The organism is Halocatena salina (genome assembly GCF_023115355.1).
Lineage (GTDB): Archaea > Halobacteriota > Halobacteria > Halobacteriales > Haloarculaceae > Halocatena > Halocatena salina.
Genome location: NZ_CP096019.1, coordinates 476,993 through 496,439, shown reverse-complemented (window position 1 = coordinate 496,439; position 19,447 = coordinate 476,993). Strand labels below are relative to the sequence as shown.

Below are 19,447 nucleotides of genomic sequence, written 5' to 3'. Positions count from 1 at the left end.
GTTGTCATCGGTGTGAGTCGACTTGTGTGTTTCGTCGCTTCGGCGTCGGTTACTGGTCAATCGACGGCGGAGTAGGAAAATGGACTGGATTGTGTCTCTGCCGTTTTGTCGTTTACCTTCGTATCGATCGTCTGAGTTAGTTCGAGCGCCCGAAGTCCGTCTTCACCCGTCACGATCGGGGCTTCGTGGTTCCGAACCGCGGTTGCGAACGACGTTAGTTCGTTTTTCAGAGGCTCGGTTTGGTCGATCGAGAGTCGCTCAACGACGTTCGAATGACGATGGTGGATATCACCTTTGTTGACGAACTCAGAAGAAGACTGTCGGTGGACCTCGACAGACTGGTTGATGTAGTCGAGTTCGACCCAACAGCTTTCAGCGGAGATCGTGAGCCGCCTGATCTTTCGCTGAGTCACCCGGCTCGCGCTCAACTGCCCGATGATCCCCGATTCGAATTCGAGTAACGACTCGGCGTATCGTCCCTCGTGGTTTCCAGCGGCTTGGACCGACGCCACCGGCTCGCCGACGATCGCGAGCATGATCTCTACGTCGTGGATCATTAGATCCATGACGGCGGTGTCCTCGATGGCTCGACTCGGCGGTGGTCCCAACCGCTCGACGTTGATACCGATGATGTCGAGATCGTCGACCATCCCCATGAGCGCTCTCACCGCCGGATTGAACCGTTCGATGTGCCCGACCTGCAGAATGACGTCGCGCTCATCCGCGCGCTCGATAAGATCGCGTCCTTCCGCTGGATCCCCGACGAACGGCTTTTCGATGAGAAGATCTACGTTGGCAGCGATACAGTCGCGCGCGATCGTGCTGTGATACTGAGTCGGAACGGCGATCGACACCATGTCCACGTGATCGAGTAGCGAGGCGATCGCGTAGGCGTCCGTTCCATACTCCGACGCGATCGACTGCGCGCGCGAAGCGTTCGCGTCAGCGACGCCAACGAGTTCGGTTTCCGATAGCTCGTTGTACACTCGAGCGTGGTTCTGTCCCATGCTCCCAACGCCGATCACTCCCGCTCGAAGCGACTCATCGGACATGCTCGACCTCACTGTCTCGTATCGTTTCACCGATTCGATCTACGTCTGCGTCTGACAGCGACGGGTGAACGGGGACGGAAAGCACTTCCTCGGCGCACCGTTCTGCGACCGGCATCGACGCGTCGTGCCCGTCGTACACCGGGAGCTGGTGGATCGGTGTGGGGTAGTAGATGCTCGTTCCGATTCCTGCCTCGGTGAGCGCTTCTTGTACTTCGTCCCGGTTACCACACCGAATCGTGTACTGGTTGTAGGCGTGGTATCGCCCGTCCGGTTCCGTCGGCGTGACGGCAGGTGTCGTTTCCAGATAGTCGGTCAGCCGGGCCGCGTTTTCCCGGCGCTGTTCGACGTACTCGGGTAGTCGCGGGAGTTGATTCTGTCCGATGGCTCCCGCGATGTTCGTCATCCGGAAGTTGTGTCCGAGGGATGCGTGTTCGTAGCCGTAGCCACCATCGGTTCGTCCGTGGTTGATGAACTGCCTCGCGGCCGCTGCGATCGATTCGTCGTCGGTCGTGATCATCCCTCCTTCTCCCGAAGTCATGTTCTTGGTGGGATAGAAGGAGAAACACGCCACGTCCCCGAGCGATCCGATCCGTTCGCCGTGATATCGCCCTCCGTGGGCCTGTGCGGCGTCCTCGATGAGCGTTGTGTCGTACCGTTCGCCCAGCTCTCGAAACCGATCCATGTCCGCCGCCAACGCGAACAGATGGACCGGCATGATCGCGTCAACGTCCCCGTCACGCTCTTCGATGCGCGCTTCGACCGCATCGGGATCGAGCGCGTACGTCGATGGATCGATGTCCGCGAACACCGGCTCGGCTCCGGCGAGTCGGATCACGTTCGCGGTTGCGACGAACGAGAACGGCGTCGTAATCACGGTGTCGCCCTCGCCGATTCCGGCGGCGACGAGCGCTGTATGCAGCGCAGTCGTCCCGTTCGTGGTTGCGACCGCGTGCTCGGCGTTACAGAACTCCGCGAACGCTTCCTCGAACGCGGCTACCGCCTCCCCGGCCGCGAGATCACCGGCTTCGAGTACGTCGAGCACTGCGGCTCGCTCGGCTTCCCCGAGTTGGGGATCGGCGATCGGTATCTCGGACACAGCTATCTCACCCCGCTTGCTGATCGCGCGCTACGACCACTGACATCCCACTGCCTGCTGAGCTCGAAGCCCAGACGTCGCTTCTGGTTTTGGTGCCTCAACCCGTGCATTTTCGCTTACCACGAACTCGGTGCTCTTTATTATAGGTTGTCTAATGCACTCGCCGAGGTACTCGGTAGCATTGTTGTGATCTGTTTCCATCCACTCCGAGGAGGGGTTTTCCCGTCTCGGCTGTTTTTCCGGGTCTGAGACTATAGCTGGAGCGTATTCGTTTGGAAGCCAAACTGCAACGATGGAAACAGTCTAGTGAGCTTTAACCTCCTCCAACCGCTACAGCGCCTAAATGGTACGTTGGCTGCTCGACCTCCTCGCCGTCGCGCTCTTATCGGCCGTGGCGGGTGTGGCCCTGTTTACGCTCGATGGACCGGCACGAACCGCCCTCGTCTACCCACTTCTGGTGTTCCTGCCCGGGTACGCGTTTCTCTCGGCATTGTTCCCCGAAGAAAGTCAGCTCTCCCGGTCGCGCCGGGGTCGCCAGCCATGGGGCTCACCGAATCGACAAGCCCAACAGGGTTCCGAGACGGACTTTCTGTTGGGTAACATCGAACGGTTCGTGCTGTCGATCGCGCTTAGTCTCGCTGTCGTTGCATTCACCGTTTTCGGGCTGAATTTCACGGTGGGATTCGACACGCGACGGATCGCTATCATGCTGTTTGGCTTCACTGGATCGATGATTATCTTCGCCATCGCTCGACGGATCGTTCTTCCTCCGGAAGAGCGTTACACCGTCGAAATAACCACGAAAGGGATCCCGATGGACGCGTCTTTCCTCGGGATGTTCGGCCTCAGTTTACTCGTGTTGGTTGCCAGCACCGCTGGCTTTGTGTTCATGGATCCAGCTCAATCTTCTAACTCCGGATTCCTCGTCGTTGCACAGAACGAAAGCTCCAACAACGTGTCGGCACAAGCAGCGGAAACGGCGGTCGTAGAGGGACGACCAGTGACGGCAGTGATCTGGAACAACGAGAGTGCGGCCCAAGAGTACACGGTCGTCGTCACCAACGATGGCGAGGAGATCAATGAAACGACTCGAACCGTCGATGGCGGCGAGGAGGGACGCATCAGATACGACCCACCCAACGATGGAGAACAGCTCACGTTTTACATGTACGAGGGTAGTGCGCCCGACCAACATTCGCTCAATTCCACCGACTACGTCTCTCGATTCCAGCTTTCCTCGTCCGATGGTGATGAACAGGAGTCGCTCGCTGCGCCAGCGGTTCTGGAGCCATCACGCGCCCTAGGGAGTTCATAACGATGTGGCCATGGGGTCACGCCGCGTTCGGCTATCTGCTGTACTCCTTTGGATCGAGGTTGTTCGGTCGAACGCCACAGGGGTATCCAGTGATCGTGCTCCTGCTCGGGACCCAGCTCCCTGATCTCGTCGATAAAACGCTGTCGTGGGTGTTTGAGCTGTTCCCACAGGGGTATTCGGTTGCTCATTCGGTGTTCGTTGCGGTTCCCCTCGGGATGCTCGTGGTTGCGGGTGCCGTGTGGCGACGACGGACCGAATACGGGTTGGCGTTCCTCCTCGGCTACTGGTCACACATCGTCGGCGATCTCCTCTTTGGGTTGTTCTCCGGCAATCCCTACACCTTCGCGCGTGTGTTGTGGCCAGTCGTGACCCTCCCACCGTATTCTACCGATCTCAGCGGACTCGCGCGCGTGCAAGCCTACATCATCTCGTTCCTCAATTTCTTCGCGGACGAGGGGTTGGCTGCCGTGCTGGTCCTTCTCGCGGTGTATTTCGGTCCGGTGGTGCTCGCCGTCGTCGTCTGGCTCTTCGATGGTGCGCCGGGGATCACCGCGATACGGCGCTTTCTCACTCCGTCGAACTAACGGATCCTCGCGCGGGTGATGTTTGAGGATGATGCTGCAAGCATATGGGGAGGAAATAACACCAAATATCAAGAAATAAACCCGGATGATTAGCATTGAATATATATTATTCCTACATCTAGTAGGATACTAGTACGCTACGTTTCCATAAACCGGAGTTATTGGCTGTTACAGTACTATATTCTTTTTGGCTGCTGGACCGTATTTGTCTGGCAGATGGCTGATCGATATAGTAAGTTATTTTGTAGAGTACTCCCGTGATCCCAATGGACTATGCCAGAGAGAGAAGAGGCCAGTACACTGTCGCGTCTGTCACCAGGCGTCAGTCGCCGATCGTTCCTTGGAACGACCGGTGCTGCAGCAGCATCGCTTTCGGTGTCCGGGACGGCCGCTGCGTCGTCCTGTTCGCGGCAGGATACGGGCGATATCGACCAGGACGTGGAGCTGAAAAAGGCATCCACGGACGAGGTCGAGCTTCAGACCGAGGCGCCGGAGTCCGAGTCGGAGCCAGAAATCGAGTACGACGAAGTTATCAACGTCGTCGAAGCGGGAGCGGACAACACCGGGGGAAAATCGATTTCTTCCGTAATCCAGAAGTTGGCTGGCGATAACACGCTACTCAAGTTCCCGGAAGGACGCTACTACATCGACGAGCTGGTTCGGCTTACCGGCTTCGAGAACTTCGGAATGATCGGTAACAATGCCACGCTCGTGCCAGCTCCTGCGGACGAGTACAAGAGCGAGGCCCGGATGTTCAAATTCGGTGTGCGCTACAATCCGGGACGGAACCTTGAGGTTAAGAACTTCACGGTCGATTACTCCGCGCCGAACACCGGCCTGCGCGCGTTCGATATGTCGGTTTCCGACGGATTGATCGCCGAGAATATCACCTTCGAGGGAGTTCACGATGCTGGAACGTGGGGACCGATGCACGTCGACATCGTCGGTTCCGATGGATACGGCGTCGTCAGGAACGTCGAAATGCCCGAGGGAGGCGAATTCACGAAAAACACCTCCCAGGACGCTATGCCCACTGTCGAATGGGGACCGACTGCATTCCTTCTGTCTCCCTATCACACCGGTCGCGTCGACATCGAAAACTGTGTTATCGGCGCGTTCCCCGACAACGGCGTGTATGACTCCAACAGCCCCGGTCAGGTTCTGGTCAAAGGGGGACGATTCCAGAACTGTAAATCCGGGAGCATCCGCATTACGGGCGACAACAGCGGTGTGTACGGTGCCCACGTCGTTATCGACCAGAACCGTCCTCTCGACGATGGACAACACGGCATCCGTCTCGATGGCGGGAGCAACATCACCATCTCCGATTGTCTCATCGAGATGCCCCGACCGAACGGTCACGCCATTTTCGCCCGTGAACCAGTCGAATCCGCGGTGATCAAAAACACCGAGATCGTCACTGAGGACAACGACGCACGGGACAGTATCGATTCGGTCGCCATCCGTAAGGGTGCTGGTGAGGTTCTCATGGAAGGCTGTTCCATCACTCATAACCACCCAGGGCAGGCACTGCAGATCAAAGACGGTGATCTTCCGGTTGTCGTCAAAAACCTCACCCTCAAAGGGGAAGCGACCGGTGAAAGCGGTGGTCGCAACGCCATCTACTGCGCACGCGATGGGTGTGAGTTCCACGATCTCGATGTCGATCTGCCCGCAGGCGACCACCGTCGCGCGCTCGGGATCTTCTCTGACAACGTTCTCGTCAAGGGCGGTGACTACGCGTCGAGCGGTCGTCCGCTCACTATCGAAGGGGAGGGAGTCAGTGTTCGTGAGATTACTGCCGGTGCTTACAACGGCGACGTCGCTGTCAAGGTCGTCAAAGGAGCTGCCGAGCTCGTTAACAACACCCTCTACCAGGGCATCTCTGGTTCGAACGTTGCAACCAGTGGTAATCAGTACAAATAACGGTACTACACTAGCAACGATCAGACAAGTATTTTATAACAGTGCGGGAGGTTTTCCTCCGGGCGTCTCTGGAGGATGTCACCTCAGATCAGGCGTGTGAGCCACCGTCTGTATTGACGACGATCGATCAGGAGTATATCCATCTCCAGCGATCGATATGCACAAACGCCCATCTATTGTACTGGGTGTATGACGGAAATCACGAATCTCGCGCAGGGGGAACAGGGATTTACGAGCAATGCGTTTCTCCTTTCAGGAGAGCGGACGGTCGTCGTCGATCCGGGGAGCGGATTCGACGCGTCCGCCCGAATTCGTGACCACGTATCGGACATCGATGCGGTCGTGCTCACTCATACACATCCGGATCACATCGGCAATCTTTCGGAAGTAAAAACGTCCTTTGGCGTTTCAGCGTGGGGATTTGACACTGATCAGGCCGGTGTCGACAACGCGATCGACGATGGTGACAGTGTTCAGCTAGGTGATCACACGTACACCGCGTTGCACACGCCGGGCCACAAAAACGACCATCTCTGTTTCTATGCAGCTGCTCCGGGTATCCTGTTCGCGGGTGATCTCGTTTTTGCGGGCGGGAGCTTCGGGCGTACGGATCTCGAAGAAGGTGACCGCAAACAGCTCATCCGAAGCATCGACCGCGTTCTCGATACAGCCGATACCTCGCTATCGGAGATGCACACCGGTCACGGTCAGAGTGTGCGTTCCGATCCGTACCGCGACATCCAACTGGCGCGCCAAGCGGCGGAGATGTATTAGGTCTCTCGTGCCGTCGTACACAGGGCGTCGTACGCCGGTGCGTACGCGTTTGCGATCCGTTCGGGTTTGGCTTGCGTTTCGCTGTCGAGTGCTGGGAGTTCGACGGTCGCTTGCCGTTCGATGAGATCGACCACCCGATCGACCGGCACTTCGAGTCGTCCTTCCCGTGCGCTCCCGCTGGCTACCGTACACGCCTTCGCGTACCGCGCACCGTCGTAAATCCGCACGATCCCGGGTTCGACGACTGCGACTGCATCGGGTTCCAGCGTCGTGATCGGACGAGCGATGGCTCCGTAGGATTCGATCACGGATCGATCGGTCGCTTCGATCCGGTCGCCGATCCGTTCCAGTGCCGGGAGGTGAACACGTCTCATCACTTCGTTGAACTCTTCGAGCGAGGCGACACGGATAGCCGAGTTCAGTGGGAGCTGCGTGGTGATCGACGCCGGTAGCTCGACCGTGTCGTTTACGACGTAGGTGGGGTCGTCCCATCCCACCCGGTCGACGACGAACTCGCGGTCCGTACGACCCAACAGCCCCTCGTTTGGGCCGGGCGATGGTTGCCATAGCCGATGGATCGGGTTGATCGTCTCGGGTGATCGGTCGTCATTCACGGCTGCAAGCCGACGGGCGTCTTTCCCGTAGAGGCGGCCTGCTGTCGTGGCATGGCAGTAATCGTCGTGATCGAACCAGTAATCGTTGCCAGCGCGGGGTTTGAATCCGGTTCCACCGACGTGATCGAGCAATCCGACCGAAAACGTCGTCTTTCCCGCATCGACCTGCGTGCTGCCTGCGACGAGCAGTTGCATCTCACTTGAGTCCATAGTATCCGGGCTCGTCATCGGATTCCGGGGCGGCGAAGACGAACGAGTCGGCGTTGACCATTATCCACGGGATAGCCCAGTCCAACAAGACAGATTCCGTTTCGGCATCGAGTTCCCAGCCAGGATCGAGTCCCTGAAGCAACCGGGCGATCTCATAGGTGGTGTACATCGTCTCCTCCTCCAGCACCTCCTCCGGTGATTTGAACGTGAGCGGCTGTGTGCGTTCGAACGTTTCTTTTGGACGAGGCATATCGATGTAGACAGCCCCCCAGAACTAAAGCCGCTTGATCCAGCCACAAAAACGTGAAACGACCGGGCCGCTACTCGTAGGTCGATACGACCTTCGTGTACTGATCTGAGACGCTCGACCAGTCGATGACCTCGAAAAAGGCGTCGATGAACGAGCTACGATCCGGTCCGTAGTCGTAGTAATACGAGTGTTCCCACACGTCGAGCGCGAGGATCGGATGCGCACTCCACAGCGCCCCCTGATCGTGTCTGTTGACCCTGAGATTTCGGAGTTGCTTTGCGATGGGATCGTACACTAACAGCGCCCACCCGCTGGCGGCGCTTCCAGCCGCCTCGAACTCGCCTTTCCACCCCTCATACGAACCGAAATCCTCCTCGATGCGGTCGGCCAGCGCACCCTCTGGCGTTCCTCCACCGTCTGGAGACATGTTATCCCAAAACAGGGTGTGAAGATAATGACCACAGCCGTTGTGGGTGACGTTTGCCAATGCGCCGCCGGTCGTGGAAAAGTCACCATCTGCGCGGTTTTGCGCCAACTCTTCTTCGGCGCTCTCTAACCCGTTTACGTAGCCCTGATGGTGAGTGTCGTGGTGCCAGGTGAGCACCTGCTCGGAGATATGTGGTTCAAGCGCGGTGTAGTCGTACGGTAGCGATGGCAGCTCTGGATTTGAACGTTCAGCCATTGTCTTTCGCCTCAGAGCAACCATCTACGGGGGGGCTGTTAAATCTTGACCATCAATTCGAAGATAATAAAAATAATTCAAATTAAACCAATTAATTCTGTGCGATCGTTGGCGGCGGTACGGTTTACAAACGTGTTGTCGTTTCGATCATGGGGTTAACACTCATGACCGCGGTCGGGAGGCGATCGACGCCCGTGTCGGAGGGCTCGGTATCAGTGGTAGGCACTCATGTCGGTGAGTTCCGATCCGACGATGAGCTTTTGAATTTCGGTCGTCCCATCGGGGATGGTCATGACCCGTGCATCCCGGTAGTAGCGTTCGAGACGGTTTTCCGGCTTGAGACCCTCTGCTCCGAACACTTGAAGCGCGTCGTCGGCCACTTGCTTGCTAGTTTCTGACGTGTAGCCTTTCGCCAGCGACGACATGAGTCGAGCGTCGGGGTCACCGGATTCGAGCAACTCGGCCGCTCGACGAGACAGTTGGCGAGAGGTTTCGAGTCCCACTTTCATGTCGTATAACTTCTCTTGGACGAGTTGGTGTTGTGCGATTGGCTTTTCGAACGTCTCCCGTTCGGTCGCGTAGCCAAGCGCTTCATCCATGGCGGCTTGCATGATGCCGACTGCCATGAACGACATCCCGGTTCGCATGAACGAGAACGTCGCATTGAGCGGCTTCTGTTCGAAGAACAGTTGTGTGACGCTCTCGGGGAACGGAACGATCTCGTTCATGTCGTACCCTTCCATGATGGCGTTACTGAAAATGTTCGACAGCCGATTGTCCGCCGGGACGCGCACCGAGTCGAACGTTATCTTCGCGTTCGAGACGCCTTTCCAGCCGAGCTTGTCGAGCTCCTCGGTTTCGAAGGAGGCGTTTTCTCGGTCGACGAGGAACATGTCCTGTGCGCCCGTCGATTCGTCATGAGCGACAACCAGACATACGTCTGCATAATGAGCGTTCCCGACCCACGTCTTCTGTCCGTCGATCACGAACTCGTCGCCATCTTTGCGGGCGGTCGTCCGCGGGCGGGCAGTGTCGCTGCCGCCACTCGGTTCAGTGACTGCGAGGCTTCCGAGACACTCGCCGGTTTCGAGTTTTGGAAGCATCGCCTCACGGGTTTCTTCGGCGGCAAAACGCACGAATACGGAGGGGAACGACATCATCAAGCCGACGTTCAAGCTGGGCCAGACGTAGCTGATCTCCTCCGCAGTGAGCATGAACTTCCACACGTCACCGAAAAAGTCGGGTGCTATCTCGGGATCGAACCCGATACCTAGCTCCCGTAGGTCGGTGATAAAGCCCATCAACGTATCACGATCCATCGGTCCGTTTCGGTCCAATTCGTCGACCACCGGATCGACGTTCTCCTGCAAGTACCCCCGGAGATCGGCCCGAAACGCCTTTTGTTCGTCAGTTAGGCGCATCTCACTGATCGACTTGAGCCTGTTCGGACAGCGTGTTCATGATCGGTGCCAATCGGGTGCCCTTCTGAACCGGGCCATCCATCTGATACTGCTGTTGCATGAACCCTTGGATCGGATCGACGTTGCCGGTGATGAGTCCAACGAGTACGTCTGCCGGACCGGTGATCGCGATGTCGGGATCGTCGAGTACGCCCGCCCCGCCCGTTACGGTCGATTCGGACTCATTAACTTCCACGTGGCCCGTCATCGGACAGTCGTCGGCCTCGAAGTTGACGGTGATGTCCTCGTTGATCTGCTGTTGGACTTCCTCATTGCCCTCCGCGACGATACGCACACCCGACCAGAGCAGATCCTGGAACTGGTCGGCGGTTTCGGGGTTCTCAGAGACGAACGACGCGATATCCATCTCGCTCATGCGGTTCAGGATCTTCGAGACGATTTCGGGCTGTTGGCGCACCAACTCGTCCGATTTTCCCTCGATATCCGCGAGGAGCCCCGGAAGTTCCGATTCGAGTTCGTCGTCGTCTTTCTCGAATGAGGTTTCGATCCGTTGAATGAGTTCGTCGTCTACCATCGTCGTGTCTCACTGTACCACCGAAACCAGAATGGATCTGTCTCATCGGATAGGAGGGTGTTTATATACGTTGTTTTGGTGGTCGTCGAAACGATCCTGCACTCTGCCATCTACCGGTCAAAAGCTACGAGAACGGGGGCTGACCTGAATCGACTCGTTCAGAAGCTGAACAGATCGACACCACCGGTAACGCCGACGACCTGTCCGGTGATGTATTCGGCCTGTTCGCTGCACAAGAAGGCGATGAGGTTCGATACGTCTTCTTCCTTACCGAGCGTTCGCATCGGTGTTGCCTTTGCGATGCGGGCGAAATGCTCATCGACCTGTTCGAGCTGTTCGATGGGAAGATCAGCGAGTGCGCCGACGACGATGTTCGGTGCCACCACGTTGCAGGTGACGCCGCTCTGTGCGCCTTCGAGCGCGAGCGTTTTGCCAAAGCCGATCAGCGCCGCCTTCGTCGTGGCATACGACGCTTGGCCGAACCCACCCTGTATACCTGTGATCGAGGACATATTGATGATCCGTCCCCATTCACGTTCACACATCCCCGGGAACACCTCATGAGTGATGTTGTACGTGCCGGTGATGTTGATCGACATGTCCCGGTCCCAAGTGTCGTCATCGAAATCCTCCATTCGAGCACGGGCGTCGACCATCCCTGCATTGTTGATGAGGATGTCGATACCACCGGTTTCCTCGCGGAGCGCATCGACAGTCGCGCTTACTTCTTCTCTATTGGTGAGGTCACACTCGACCGCGTGAGCTGTCCCGCCGTCTTCTTCGATCTCGTCTGCCACGTCTTGGGCGGCATCCTCTTTCACGTCGAGGACGACTACCTCTGCGCCCTCCTCTGCGAGCACGTGACAGTCTTCACTCCCGATCCGTCCAGCACCGCCCGTCACGAGGGCTGTCTTGTCGTCGAATCCGAAATCCATTACGGCGAACGATTGGGGGATGACTGACTAATACTTTCCCTGCCGAATACGCGGTCGCTTATACCGACCGGTCGGGACGGGTGTCCCCAACCGTGGCCGTCTGGTTTGCCCGCGCTCGCGGTCGATCGGGCTTCATCCATGAGGGGTTTTAAACCGACGTCCATATCCCGAGATAGATTTATACCAGCCGCGAGGTTCCTGTCGGACGCAATGGTCGATGTGGATTACGATCCAGACCCGATGCTCTTTCCGAGCCAAGCATGGTTTATCGAGTACGGAACGCGTGTCGACGAAGACGAGGAATATCAAGACGTGAGCGAGGGATGGGGTGTCGATTTCGACGGTGACTTCATCTTTGAGATGACTGACATGCCGATCGACGAGATGGACGTCGACGCGATGCCGGAGTATCTCCAAGACGAACTCGGAACGTACGTTACAGAAACCAGTGATCGAGGATACGTCGGACAGGCGTACATAGCCCTCGAAGACGGCAACTGTTCTGAGTGTTATCTCATCGAAAGTAAGGACGAGGTCGAAAACGGGTTTTATCTGAGTGCGGACACCGACACGTGGAAGGCCTTGTTGCGTCAGGAACTGGGCGTCATTGACGGCCTGATGGGTGGAGACTTCGAGCTGGACGGTGACATGCAGAAAGTGCTCCAGTACTCCGATGCTGCTGTCCAGCTCACTGAGGTGGCGTCCAGTATCGACGCGGAGTTCGCTGACGAGCGGTTCTAGCCCAACCGGTCGCTGCTATCGAATCGGTACCGGGGTCGCTCAGCCTCCGAGCGACTGAGACAGAGCGCTAGTCGTCACGAACCGGAATTCATCGGTATCGGTGACACGTCGAATCCGGATAGCAAGTGCTTGAGGAAACAATGTGGTTTTGGGTACAGCTGTCAGCTGTGAAATCTCCATGAGGAGGACGAGGCTGACAGCAACTTCGAGACAGCGATCTCACCCATGACTCGCAGTCGGTGAATTTCAAACGATAGCCGACCGTCGTTGTAGCCGTGGTCGGACCTACTGTGGATGTACCGTCAGGCCTCGTCCAGATAGCCTTCGTCTTCGAGACCGTCCATGATGTCGTTGACGAGCGTGTCGACGCTGTCGTAAGGGAACGATTGTTTGCTCCCTGCCTGTGCGTTGAGTTCCATCGCAGTGAAGCTTACACCATCGGATTCGAACGTCGTGGCGGGACCGTTCGGCAGCGCCGGAACGAGATCCATGGGACTGTTAACTGGGTAGTCAGCGTCTTCGAAGGCGTCGGTGAGCTGCTGTCTGAGGTCGTTTTTATCGACCATTGTGACTGTTCGTACCGAATCAGAACACCTAATCCCACTGCCTTTGATACCCGTGGTATTAAGTCGAGATCAGGGCGTAATCTCGTTGAGGAGTTTCGCTTCGATCTTTCGGAGGTGTTCTCCGACAGTTCCACCCGAACAGTCGAGCGATTCGGCAACGTCTTGGTGGGTGACCTGTCGAGGAACTTCATAATACCCCTGCCGAATGGCTTCCATCAGGATCTCCTGTTGGCGGTCCGTGAGTAACGAGAACAACCGCTCGGTGGTCGGTTCGTACTCTCCGAGTTGTTCGAGCTTGAACCGAAGCGAAGCGGGAATCTCTGGCATCGCTTCCCGAAACACCGTTTCCTCACCGATGATCGTCACCCGAAGTCCACCGCGGTGAGTGTACACCATCGGCGTATCGACGACGAGCTCGTACTCGTTCGGGATGGTGAGCAACTCCGAGATGATTTCGTTCGTTTCCAAGTGGATGTACACGTGGTGGCTCTCCCGCGTTTCAGTGATATTGTATTCTAGTACTTCGGGTTCGGTGTCGAGGATCGCTTCGACTGCGCCGATCTCTCCATCCAACTCGAAGATGACTACAGCTGTTTCGTCCGCGAGTAGATTGATGTGTTGGATCGACCGGCGCGTGATGTTCGGCGCGGTCCCGAACGCCCGATCGGTGTCGGTCAATCCGCCATTCGGAGGGATGATGACGAAGGTAATGTACCTCATAGCACACGATACTACTTGCGAGACGTATATACCTTCGACCCGGAATATCGGGGGAACTATCCACCCAGCCCGTCTATACTCCCTTAGAGGCCGACGAGATCACACAGCTCACCGAGGTCATCGATCACGTGATCGACAGCAGCACTGTCGGCGTGTTCTGTGGCACTGCCGCCGTAGGCAACTGTAACCAACCCGATCTGGCTGCCGCCTTTCATGTCGTGCTCGTAGCGATCGCCCACGTACAGACACTGCTCGGGCTCGATGGGTGCCTTCTCGATTGCTGTTTCGAAGATCGCCCGATCGGGTTTGGTCCGGCCGACCTCTTCGGAAGTGGTGATGTGATCGAACCGATCTGCGGTGTCGAACTGTGCGAGCATCGACTCCGCTTCCCAGGTATCAATATCGGAGATCACCCCGAGATACAGTCCCGCGCGATCAAGCGTTCGGATCGTCTCGGCTGCGGCGGGGTTCGGCTCTAAACACGTTGTACTCGCCGCTTCGAACGCCGGCATCCACTTCGGTTCGGGTAGCTCGTATCCGATTGCCGTGTCGACAGCGTGCTGATAGCCCGTCTTCGCCCGACGATATTCAGTGCCATTCCGTTCTCGGAAGTACGTTCCCAACGTCGAGCGCCACTCCTCGATGAACGTCTCCACGTTTTCGACGCCTTCCTGTTCGGCCAGTCGGGTTAGAAAGTCGACGTGACCGTCCTTTACTGACGTGAGATCAAGGATAACCCCGCCGATGTCGAAGAACACCCCATCGTATTCGGTCATCGTTGGTGATCGTATGATATTTCGTGTGACGGTATCACGTCCTTTTCGGATCACTCTGGAACGTAGTGTCTCATGCCGTCCCTCTCGGTGGCTCGGATCTGTCCCGTTGAGCGGAGGTACGAAAGCGCTGCCACCACCTCCACGGCGATGTAGGTGGTGTCACGACTCCCGGTGCGTTCTGTAGCGACGTCCGCTGCCGTCATCGGTGTTTCAGATCCATCACCGTGTCCTTCACCCACCGTGTCCACGGCTTTTTCGAGCGTTCGGTCGAGGCTGTTCCGGTCGCGTTCGAGTGTGGCTTCGAAATCCGTGTGAACTGGGCCGTGCCCGGGGTACACCCGATCGATGTCGAGCGCACTGATCCGATCGAGTGCCGTATAGAACCCCTCGACTGCCCGCTCGACGCCTTGATCCAACCCTGCGTGGAGAATCACCGGTCGGAACGGTTCGATGACCATATCACCGGAGATGAGTACGTCCTCACCGTTCAGTTCGAGACGGTAACAGCAGTGATCCGCTTGGTGGCCCGGTGTGTGGAGCACGTCGACGACCGCTTCACCGATCTCGACGATGTCACCGCCATCAACCCACACGTCGACGACCTCCGGAGCCAACAGCTCCCGGTTGCGTCGGAGCGATTCGACGGCTTTGTCGACCAGAACATCACGTTCTGCCTCCGAGAACCCTGCGGTACGCGCGTTCTCCCGAACCGTGGTTTCGAGTCCTTCGAGATTCCGTTCGAACCGCGTTTGGACACCAACCGGTGCGTACACTGTGGGTGAGGCCGCATCGACGATTTCGGATATCTGTCCGATGTGATCGATGTGGGGGTGGGTGACGATGAGATGTTCGATGTCGTTGAGATCATACCCGTGGGTAGCGAGTGTCTCACACAGTCGTTTCCGTCCGTCTGCTCCCGGCATCCCAGCGTCGACTAACACCGGCTGTTCACAACCGATCAGATAGCTGGCTACGTGTTCGGGTGGCCAGTTGACATCGTATTCGATCCGGTGGATCGGAACGGTTCGCTCACATGACGCCATTACCGACACATCCCGGAGCACGAGAATAAGGCTGGCGTCCCGCCTTTTTTGCGGAGGGTAGCGCAGCTACCCGAGCGGAAAAAGTGGGGTGACGAAACCGGCGGTCGGTACCGGAATCACTGTTGTTTATATACTGTCTTTCTTAACGAACAATGGAGAACAACGATGAATATGGTGACAGGAACATGAAAACCGATCAGTTCAGTGTCGACGGAAAAACCGTCGTTATCACCGGCTCTTCGCAAGGAATCGGGAAAGTTACTGCGGAACGCTTCGCGGCCAGTGGTGCGAACGTGGTCGTCTCGTCGCGGACCCAAGAGAAGATAGATGAGGTGGTAGCGGGGATCGACGGTCCGGGCGAGGCGCTCGCCATGGAGTGTGACGTCCGAGAGCGCGATGCTGTCGAAGCGTTGATAGAGGCGACTGTCGAGGAGTTCGGTAGTGTTGACGTGCTCGTGAACAATGCGGGTGCGAGCTTCATGGCGAACTTCGAAGGAATTTCCGAGAACGGCTGGAAAACGATCGTCGATATCAATCTTCACGGCACATACCACTGTACCCAGGTCGCTGGTGAGGAAATGCGCGAGCAGGGTCACGGTAACATCATCAACTTCGCTAGCGTTGCCGGGACCGAGGGCGCGCCGTACATGAGCCACTACGCAGCAGCGAAGGCTGCGGTCGTCAATCTCACTCGGACGCTGGCGTTCGAGTGGGCGAGTGACGACGTGCGGGTAAACTGCGTCGCACCGGGATTCGTTGCGACACCCGGCGTCGAGTCTCAGATGGGGGTGACTGCCGATGAGATCGACCGAGAGACCGTCGATCGTCGGATCGGACTGAGCGAGGAGATTGCTGACACCGTCCAATTCCTTGCCTCTCCAGCGTCATCCTACATCACCGGCGAAACCATCACGGTTCGTGGCGTTCCCGATATCATGGAATCACCTGACGTATGACCCGTATCGACGTCTCGCTTCCTGTCGCTTCACAACCCAGCGTAGACGTCCTCAGCGATCAGGCGACGCGTGCCGAGTCTCTGGGGTACGATCGCGTATGGATGCCGGAGACGTGGGGACGTGATGTGGTAACGTTACTTACCACCCTTGCCGAGCGGACCGACACCGTCGGCATCGGTGCGTCGATCATGCCGGTGTACTCCCGTTCACCCGCGCTCATCGGTCAAACGGCGGCCACGCTACAGGAGGTATCCGACGGACGATTCCGTCTGGGTCTCGGTCCTAGCGGGCCGATCGTCATCGAGAACTGGCATGGCGCTTCCTTCGATCGCCCACTCCGTCGGACGCGGGAGACGATCGAGATCGTCAAGCGCGTGCTGTCGGACGAAACAGTGACCTACGACGGCGAACAGTTCGAACTGTCCGGATTTCGACTCCGGTGTGAGTCACCCGACCCACGACCGTCGATCGATGCAGCCGGAATGGGACCCAAGGCGGTGGAACTCGCCGGTCGATTCGCCGATGGCTGGCACGCGATCATGCTCACGCCACAGGGCGTAGAAAGCCGACTGGACGATCTCCGGCGTGGCGCAGAACTCGCCGATCGTGATCCAGCCGAGCTACGAACGACGCTGTCGTTGACCTGCTGTGCGACCGAGGATGAACACCGAGCGAGAGCACTCGTCAAACAACACCTCGCGTTTTACATCGGTGGCATGGGAACGTTTTACCGTGATACGATCGCCCAACAGGGGTACGACACGGCTGCCAACGAGATTTACGAGCGGTGGAACGCTGACGATCGTGAGGGAGCAATGGATGCGATTCCTGAAGCGTTGGTAGAACAACTCGCTGTCGCTGGCACGCCCGAACAGGCTCGCGATCAACTCGAACGGTTCACGGCGATCGACGGCGTCGATGCGCTTTCCGTCTCGTTCCCTCGGGCAGCCGAGCCGAACGATATCGATACGACCTTGGCTGCGCTCGCTCCGTGAGTATCTGACCAACGATGAACAAACAACCGTTCCCGAACGATCGGAGGAACCGCGTATGAGTGACTCGTCCACTGGCGCAGAGCTATTCGTGGATACGCTCGAGGAGTACGGCGTTTCGCGCGTCTTTGGCAATCCGGGTACTACCGAACTGCCAGTTTTGAACGCCATCGCGGAGAGCGATCTCGAATACGTCCTCGGTCTCCACGAGGACATCGCCGTCGGAATGGCTGCCGGCTACGCGAGCACGCGCCGCTATCATCACCACAGTGACGACGCCGATAGCCAGCCACCGGTCGGTGTCGTTAATCTGCACATCACACCGGGCGTCGCTCACGGTCTGGGAAACTTGTATGCGGCTCATTGGGCAGGTGCGCCCGTCGTTCTCACTGCTGGTAATCACGAATTGGATTTCCGCCACGAGGAGCCACTGCTGTCAGGCGATCTCAAGGCGATGGTCGAGCAGTTCACGAAGTTCAGCGCGGAAGTAACGGACGTGAGTGCCCTTCCGTTGTTGCTCAGACGGGCGTTCCGGACCGCGCTTACCCCCCCGACGGGACCGGTTTTTCTCGGATTACCGATGGACGTGATGCTTACCGAAACCGATGAAACCTCCCAACGGCTCGGCGCGATCCCGAACGCCGGACGGGGGGACCCAACGCAAATCGCCGCGGCAGCTGACGCACTCATCGAAGCTGACGATCCGGTGTTGATTGTCGGTGACCACGTCGCCCGCGCCGGTGCCGTCGATGCAGCTGTGGCGCTAGCCGAAGCGAGCGGCGCGCGCGTTCACGGAGAAATCCTCGCTTGTGAGGTGAATTTCCCCGGTGATCACGAACAGTGGATCTCTCATATCCCACCGAACGAAGGCATCGCGTCGATGCTCATGGACACCGACACCATCGTCTTCGTGGGCTGTTCGACCAACACCACGCTGTTGCGCCACGAAACCGATCTCGTGGGAGACACGACCACTTGTGTCGCTATTACCGACGCCCCCCGGGAGATCGGAAAGCGCAATCCTGCCGACATCGCCGTCATTGGAGATCCCGGTCTCGTCATGGACGATCTCACGACGCGCGTTCGAGATCGTCTTTCCTCGGAAACACACAGTCAACGACTCGAATCCGTACGGGCACTGAAACAGTCGCTATCGGGGATGATCGAATCCATGGGTAAAGACGAAACACCGCCTGAGGAAACCCGAGCTTCTAAGGCTGATCTCGTCGATGCGCTGTATACAGTCGCTCCCGACTGTTTCATCGTCGACGAAGGCGTCACTGCCAAATACCCATTGTTGACCCGGTGGCCACTCGAACGACGACAGCTCCTTTCGAACAAGGGCGGTGGATTGGGCTACGGACTCCCAGCATCGCTCGGCGCGGCGTTTGCCGAGAGCGAACGAGCGAACCCACGCAACGTGGTTGGATACGTGGGTGATGGATCGTATCTGTATTATCCACACGCGTTGTACACCGCTGCTCGATACGATCTGGATCTCACGGTTGTGATCCCCGATAACCGGAATTACCGCATCCTCAAGGACAACACGAACGCCATCTTCGGTGGCGACGATGCGGATCACACCTTCGTTGGCATGGATTTCGACCCGCCTGTCGACCTCGTCAAAAACGCGGAAAGCCATGGAGCGTGTGCACACCGCGTCGAAACTCCCGAGGACATTCGTCCGACACTTGAGATGGCTCTTTCCAATTCTGGCCCGGATGTGCTTGACGTGCTCGTTCACGACTGATGTCGCTCCGAAAATAATAAAACGATTTGTATTATACACCGATAGCATCGAGCGGCGAACAATCGACCAGCCATCAACACGATTCGGTCTGACAACTGTGTAGATTAGCTGATTTATAATTGTTATTTTGTGTAGTTAGAAACGATAGAACGCTACGTAATGACGATATATTCTCTAATATATAGTATTAAATTTATATTGAGGGATAGACGTGGTACATGATGATTCGATTCGCATGACTACTGGGAGATGCCTGGTACGATCCCTGACGTTTTCGTGCGTCAAACAGTAGCAAGTGCATACAATCAATTATGTGTGATTAGCGTGCTCTTTCCTGAGATTTGGTAACTACCCACAATGGCGTGGGCGATAAAACACGTTCTCGTTTTCATCTCCCAGCGGTAGCTATTACATAGTTACCATTGTAATCCGTACTGATCAGTACCACAACAGAGTACGCATAGGCA

Annotated in this window: 20 protein-coding genes; 8 read left to right on the top strand and 12 right to left on the bottom strand. The window is 57.3% G+C overall.

Features of this window, described 5'->3' with window-relative positions; translation table 11 throughout:
- Positions 1-56: 56 nt before the first annotated feature.
- Together MW046_RS02555 and MW046_RS02550 are read right to left on the bottom strand one after the other, a co-directional pair.
- Positions 57-1,052, bottom strand: a complete 996-nt coding sequence (locus MW046_RS02555; protein ID WP_247994005.1) for a Gfo/Idh/MocA family protein — start codon at positions 1,050-1,052, stop codon at positions 57-59.
- The gene (locus MW046_RS02550; protein ID WP_247994004.1) at positions 1,042-2,148 is read right to left on the bottom strand and encodes a DegT/DnrJ/EryC1/StrS family aminotransferase; all 1,107 of its coding nucleotides are present in this window, start codon (positions 2,146-2,148) and stop codon (positions 1,042-1,044) included. The genes MW046_RS02555 and MW046_RS02550 overlap by 11 nt, the downstream gene beginning before the upstream one ends.
- Before the next feature lie 343 nt (positions 2,149-2,491).
- On the opposite strand from MW046_RS02550, the gene MW046_RS02545 reads away from it, so the two are divergent.
- From MW046_RS02545 to MW046_RS02530, 4 genes are all read left to right on the top strand, one after another.
- Positions 2,492-3,463 carry a DUF8471 domain-containing protein gene (locus MW046_RS02545; protein WP_247994003.1) on the top strand — a complete coding sequence of 324 codons (972 nt, stop codon included), beginning with the start codon at positions 2,492-2,494 and terminating at the stop codon, positions 3,461-3,463.
- A 2-nt stretch (positions 3,464-3,465) separates the two neighbouring features.
- On the top strand, positions 3,466-4,047 hold the full coding sequence (locus tag MW046_RS02540) for a metal-dependent hydrolase (protein WP_247994002.1): 582 nt from the start codon (positions 3,466-3,468) through the stop codon (positions 4,045-4,047).
- Positions 4,048-4,320: 273 nt separating this feature from the next.
- Entirely contained in the window at positions 4,321-5,973 is a 1,653-nt protein-coding gene (locus tag MW046_RS02535; protein ID WP_247994001.1) for a right-handed parallel beta-helix repeat-containing protein, read from the top strand.
- Between the two features lie 189 nt (positions 5,974-6,162).
- Positions 6,163-6,747: an MBL fold metallo-hydrolase gene (locus tag MW046_RS02530; RefSeq protein WP_247994000.1), complete on the top strand. Its 585-nt coding sequence runs from the start codon at positions 6,163-6,165 to the stop codon at positions 6,745-6,747.
- Here the strand turns inward: MW046_RS02530 and MW046_RS02525 are convergent.
- The 6 genes from MW046_RS02525 to MW046_RS02500 form a co-directional block, all read right to left on the bottom strand.
- Positions 6,744-7,556, bottom strand: a complete 813-nt coding sequence (locus tag MW046_RS02525; protein ID WP_247994796.1) for an ATPase — start codon at positions 7,554-7,556, stop codon at positions 6,744-6,746. The two genes, MW046_RS02530 and MW046_RS02525, sit on opposite strands and share 4 nt — an antisense overlap.
- 1 nt (position 7,557) lies before the next feature.
- A complete protein-coding gene (locus MW046_RS02520; protein ID WP_247993999.1) occupies positions 7,558-7,821 on the bottom strand; it encodes a DUF5827 family protein in 264 nt (87 codons plus the stop codon).
- 70 nt (positions 7,822-7,891) lie between these two features.
- Positions 7,892-8,503, bottom strand: coding sequence for a superoxide dismutase [Mn] (gene sod, locus MW046_RS02515; protein ID WP_247993998.1), 612 nt, complete (start codon positions 8,501-8,503; stop codon positions 7,892-7,894).
- A gap of 212 nt (positions 8,504-8,715) precedes the next feature.
- On the bottom strand, positions 8,716-9,924 hold the full coding sequence (locus tag MW046_RS02510) for an acyl-CoA dehydrogenase family protein (protein WP_247993997.1): 1,209 nt from the start codon (positions 9,922-9,924) through the stop codon (positions 8,716-8,718).
- Between the two features lies 1 nt (position 9,925).
- Positions 9,926-10,498, bottom strand: a complete 573-nt coding sequence (locus MW046_RS02505) for an SCP2 sterol-binding domain-containing protein (RefSeq protein WP_247993996.1) — start codon at positions 10,496-10,498, stop codon at positions 9,926-9,928.
- A 158-nt stretch (positions 10,499-10,656) separates the two neighbouring features.
- Positions 10,657-11,433 carry an SDR family NAD(P)-dependent oxidoreductase gene (locus tag MW046_RS02500; protein WP_247993995.1) on the bottom strand — a complete coding sequence of 259 codons (777 nt, stop codon included), beginning with the start codon at positions 11,431-11,433 and terminating at the stop codon, positions 10,657-10,659.
- Between the two features lie 210 nt (positions 11,434-11,643).
- Between MW046_RS02500 and MW046_RS02495 the strand changes: the two genes are divergently transcribed.
- A complete protein-coding gene (locus MW046_RS02495; RefSeq protein ID WP_247993994.1) occupies positions 11,644-12,174 on the top strand; it encodes an SCP2 sterol-binding domain-containing protein in 531 nt (176 codons plus the stop codon).
- A gap of 302 nt (positions 12,175-12,476) precedes the next feature.
- On the opposite strand, the gene MW046_RS02490 is transcribed toward MW046_RS02495, so the two are convergent.
- The 4 genes from MW046_RS02490 to MW046_RS02475 form a co-directional block, all read right to left on the bottom strand.
- Positions 12,477-12,740, bottom strand: a complete 264-nt coding sequence (locus MW046_RS02490) for an MTH865 family protein (RefSeq protein ID WP_247993993.1) — start codon at positions 12,738-12,740, stop codon at positions 12,477-12,479.
- A 69-nt stretch (positions 12,741-12,809) separates the two neighbouring features.
- Positions 12,810-13,460 carry a helix-turn-helix domain-containing protein gene (locus MW046_RS02485; RefSeq protein WP_247993992.1) on the bottom strand — a complete coding sequence of 217 codons (651 nt, stop codon included), beginning with the start codon at positions 13,458-13,460 and terminating at the stop codon, positions 12,810-12,812.
- Positions 13,461-13,543: 83 nt separating this feature from the next.
- Positions 13,544-14,236: an HAD family hydrolase gene (locus MW046_RS02480; RefSeq protein WP_247993991.1), complete on the bottom strand. Its 693-nt coding sequence runs from the start codon at positions 14,234-14,236 to the stop codon at positions 13,544-13,546.
- 50 nt (positions 14,237-14,286) lie between these two features.
- Entirely contained in the window at positions 14,287-15,279 is a 993-nt protein-coding gene (locus MW046_RS02475) for an MBL fold metallo-hydrolase (protein WP_247993990.1), read from the bottom strand.
- A 185-nt stretch (positions 15,280-15,464) separates the two neighbouring features.
- Between MW046_RS02475 and MW046_RS02470 the strand changes: the two genes are divergently transcribed.
- Genes MW046_RS02470 through MW046_RS02460 form a run of 3 tightly spaced genes read left to right on the top strand, consistent with a single transcriptional unit; the run spans position 15,465 to position 18,980 of the window.
- Positions 15,465-16,235 carry an SDR family NAD(P)-dependent oxidoreductase gene (locus MW046_RS02470; protein WP_247993989.1) on the top strand — a complete coding sequence of 257 codons (771 nt, stop codon included), beginning with the start codon at positions 15,465-15,467 and terminating at the stop codon, positions 16,233-16,235.
- Positions 16,232-17,230, top strand: coding sequence for a TIGR04024 family LLM class F420-dependent oxidoreductase (locus tag MW046_RS02465; protein WP_247993988.1), 999 nt, complete (start codon positions 16,232-16,234; stop codon positions 17,228-17,230). Before MW046_RS02470 ends, MW046_RS02465 begins: the two co-directional genes overlap by 4 nt.
- Before the next feature lie 55 nt (positions 17,231-17,285).
- Positions 17,286-18,980, top strand: a complete 1,695-nt coding sequence (locus MW046_RS02460) for a thiamine pyrophosphate-binding protein (protein WP_247993987.1) — start codon at positions 17,286-17,288, stop codon at positions 18,978-18,980.
- Positions 18,981-19,447: the final 467 nt, after the last annotated feature.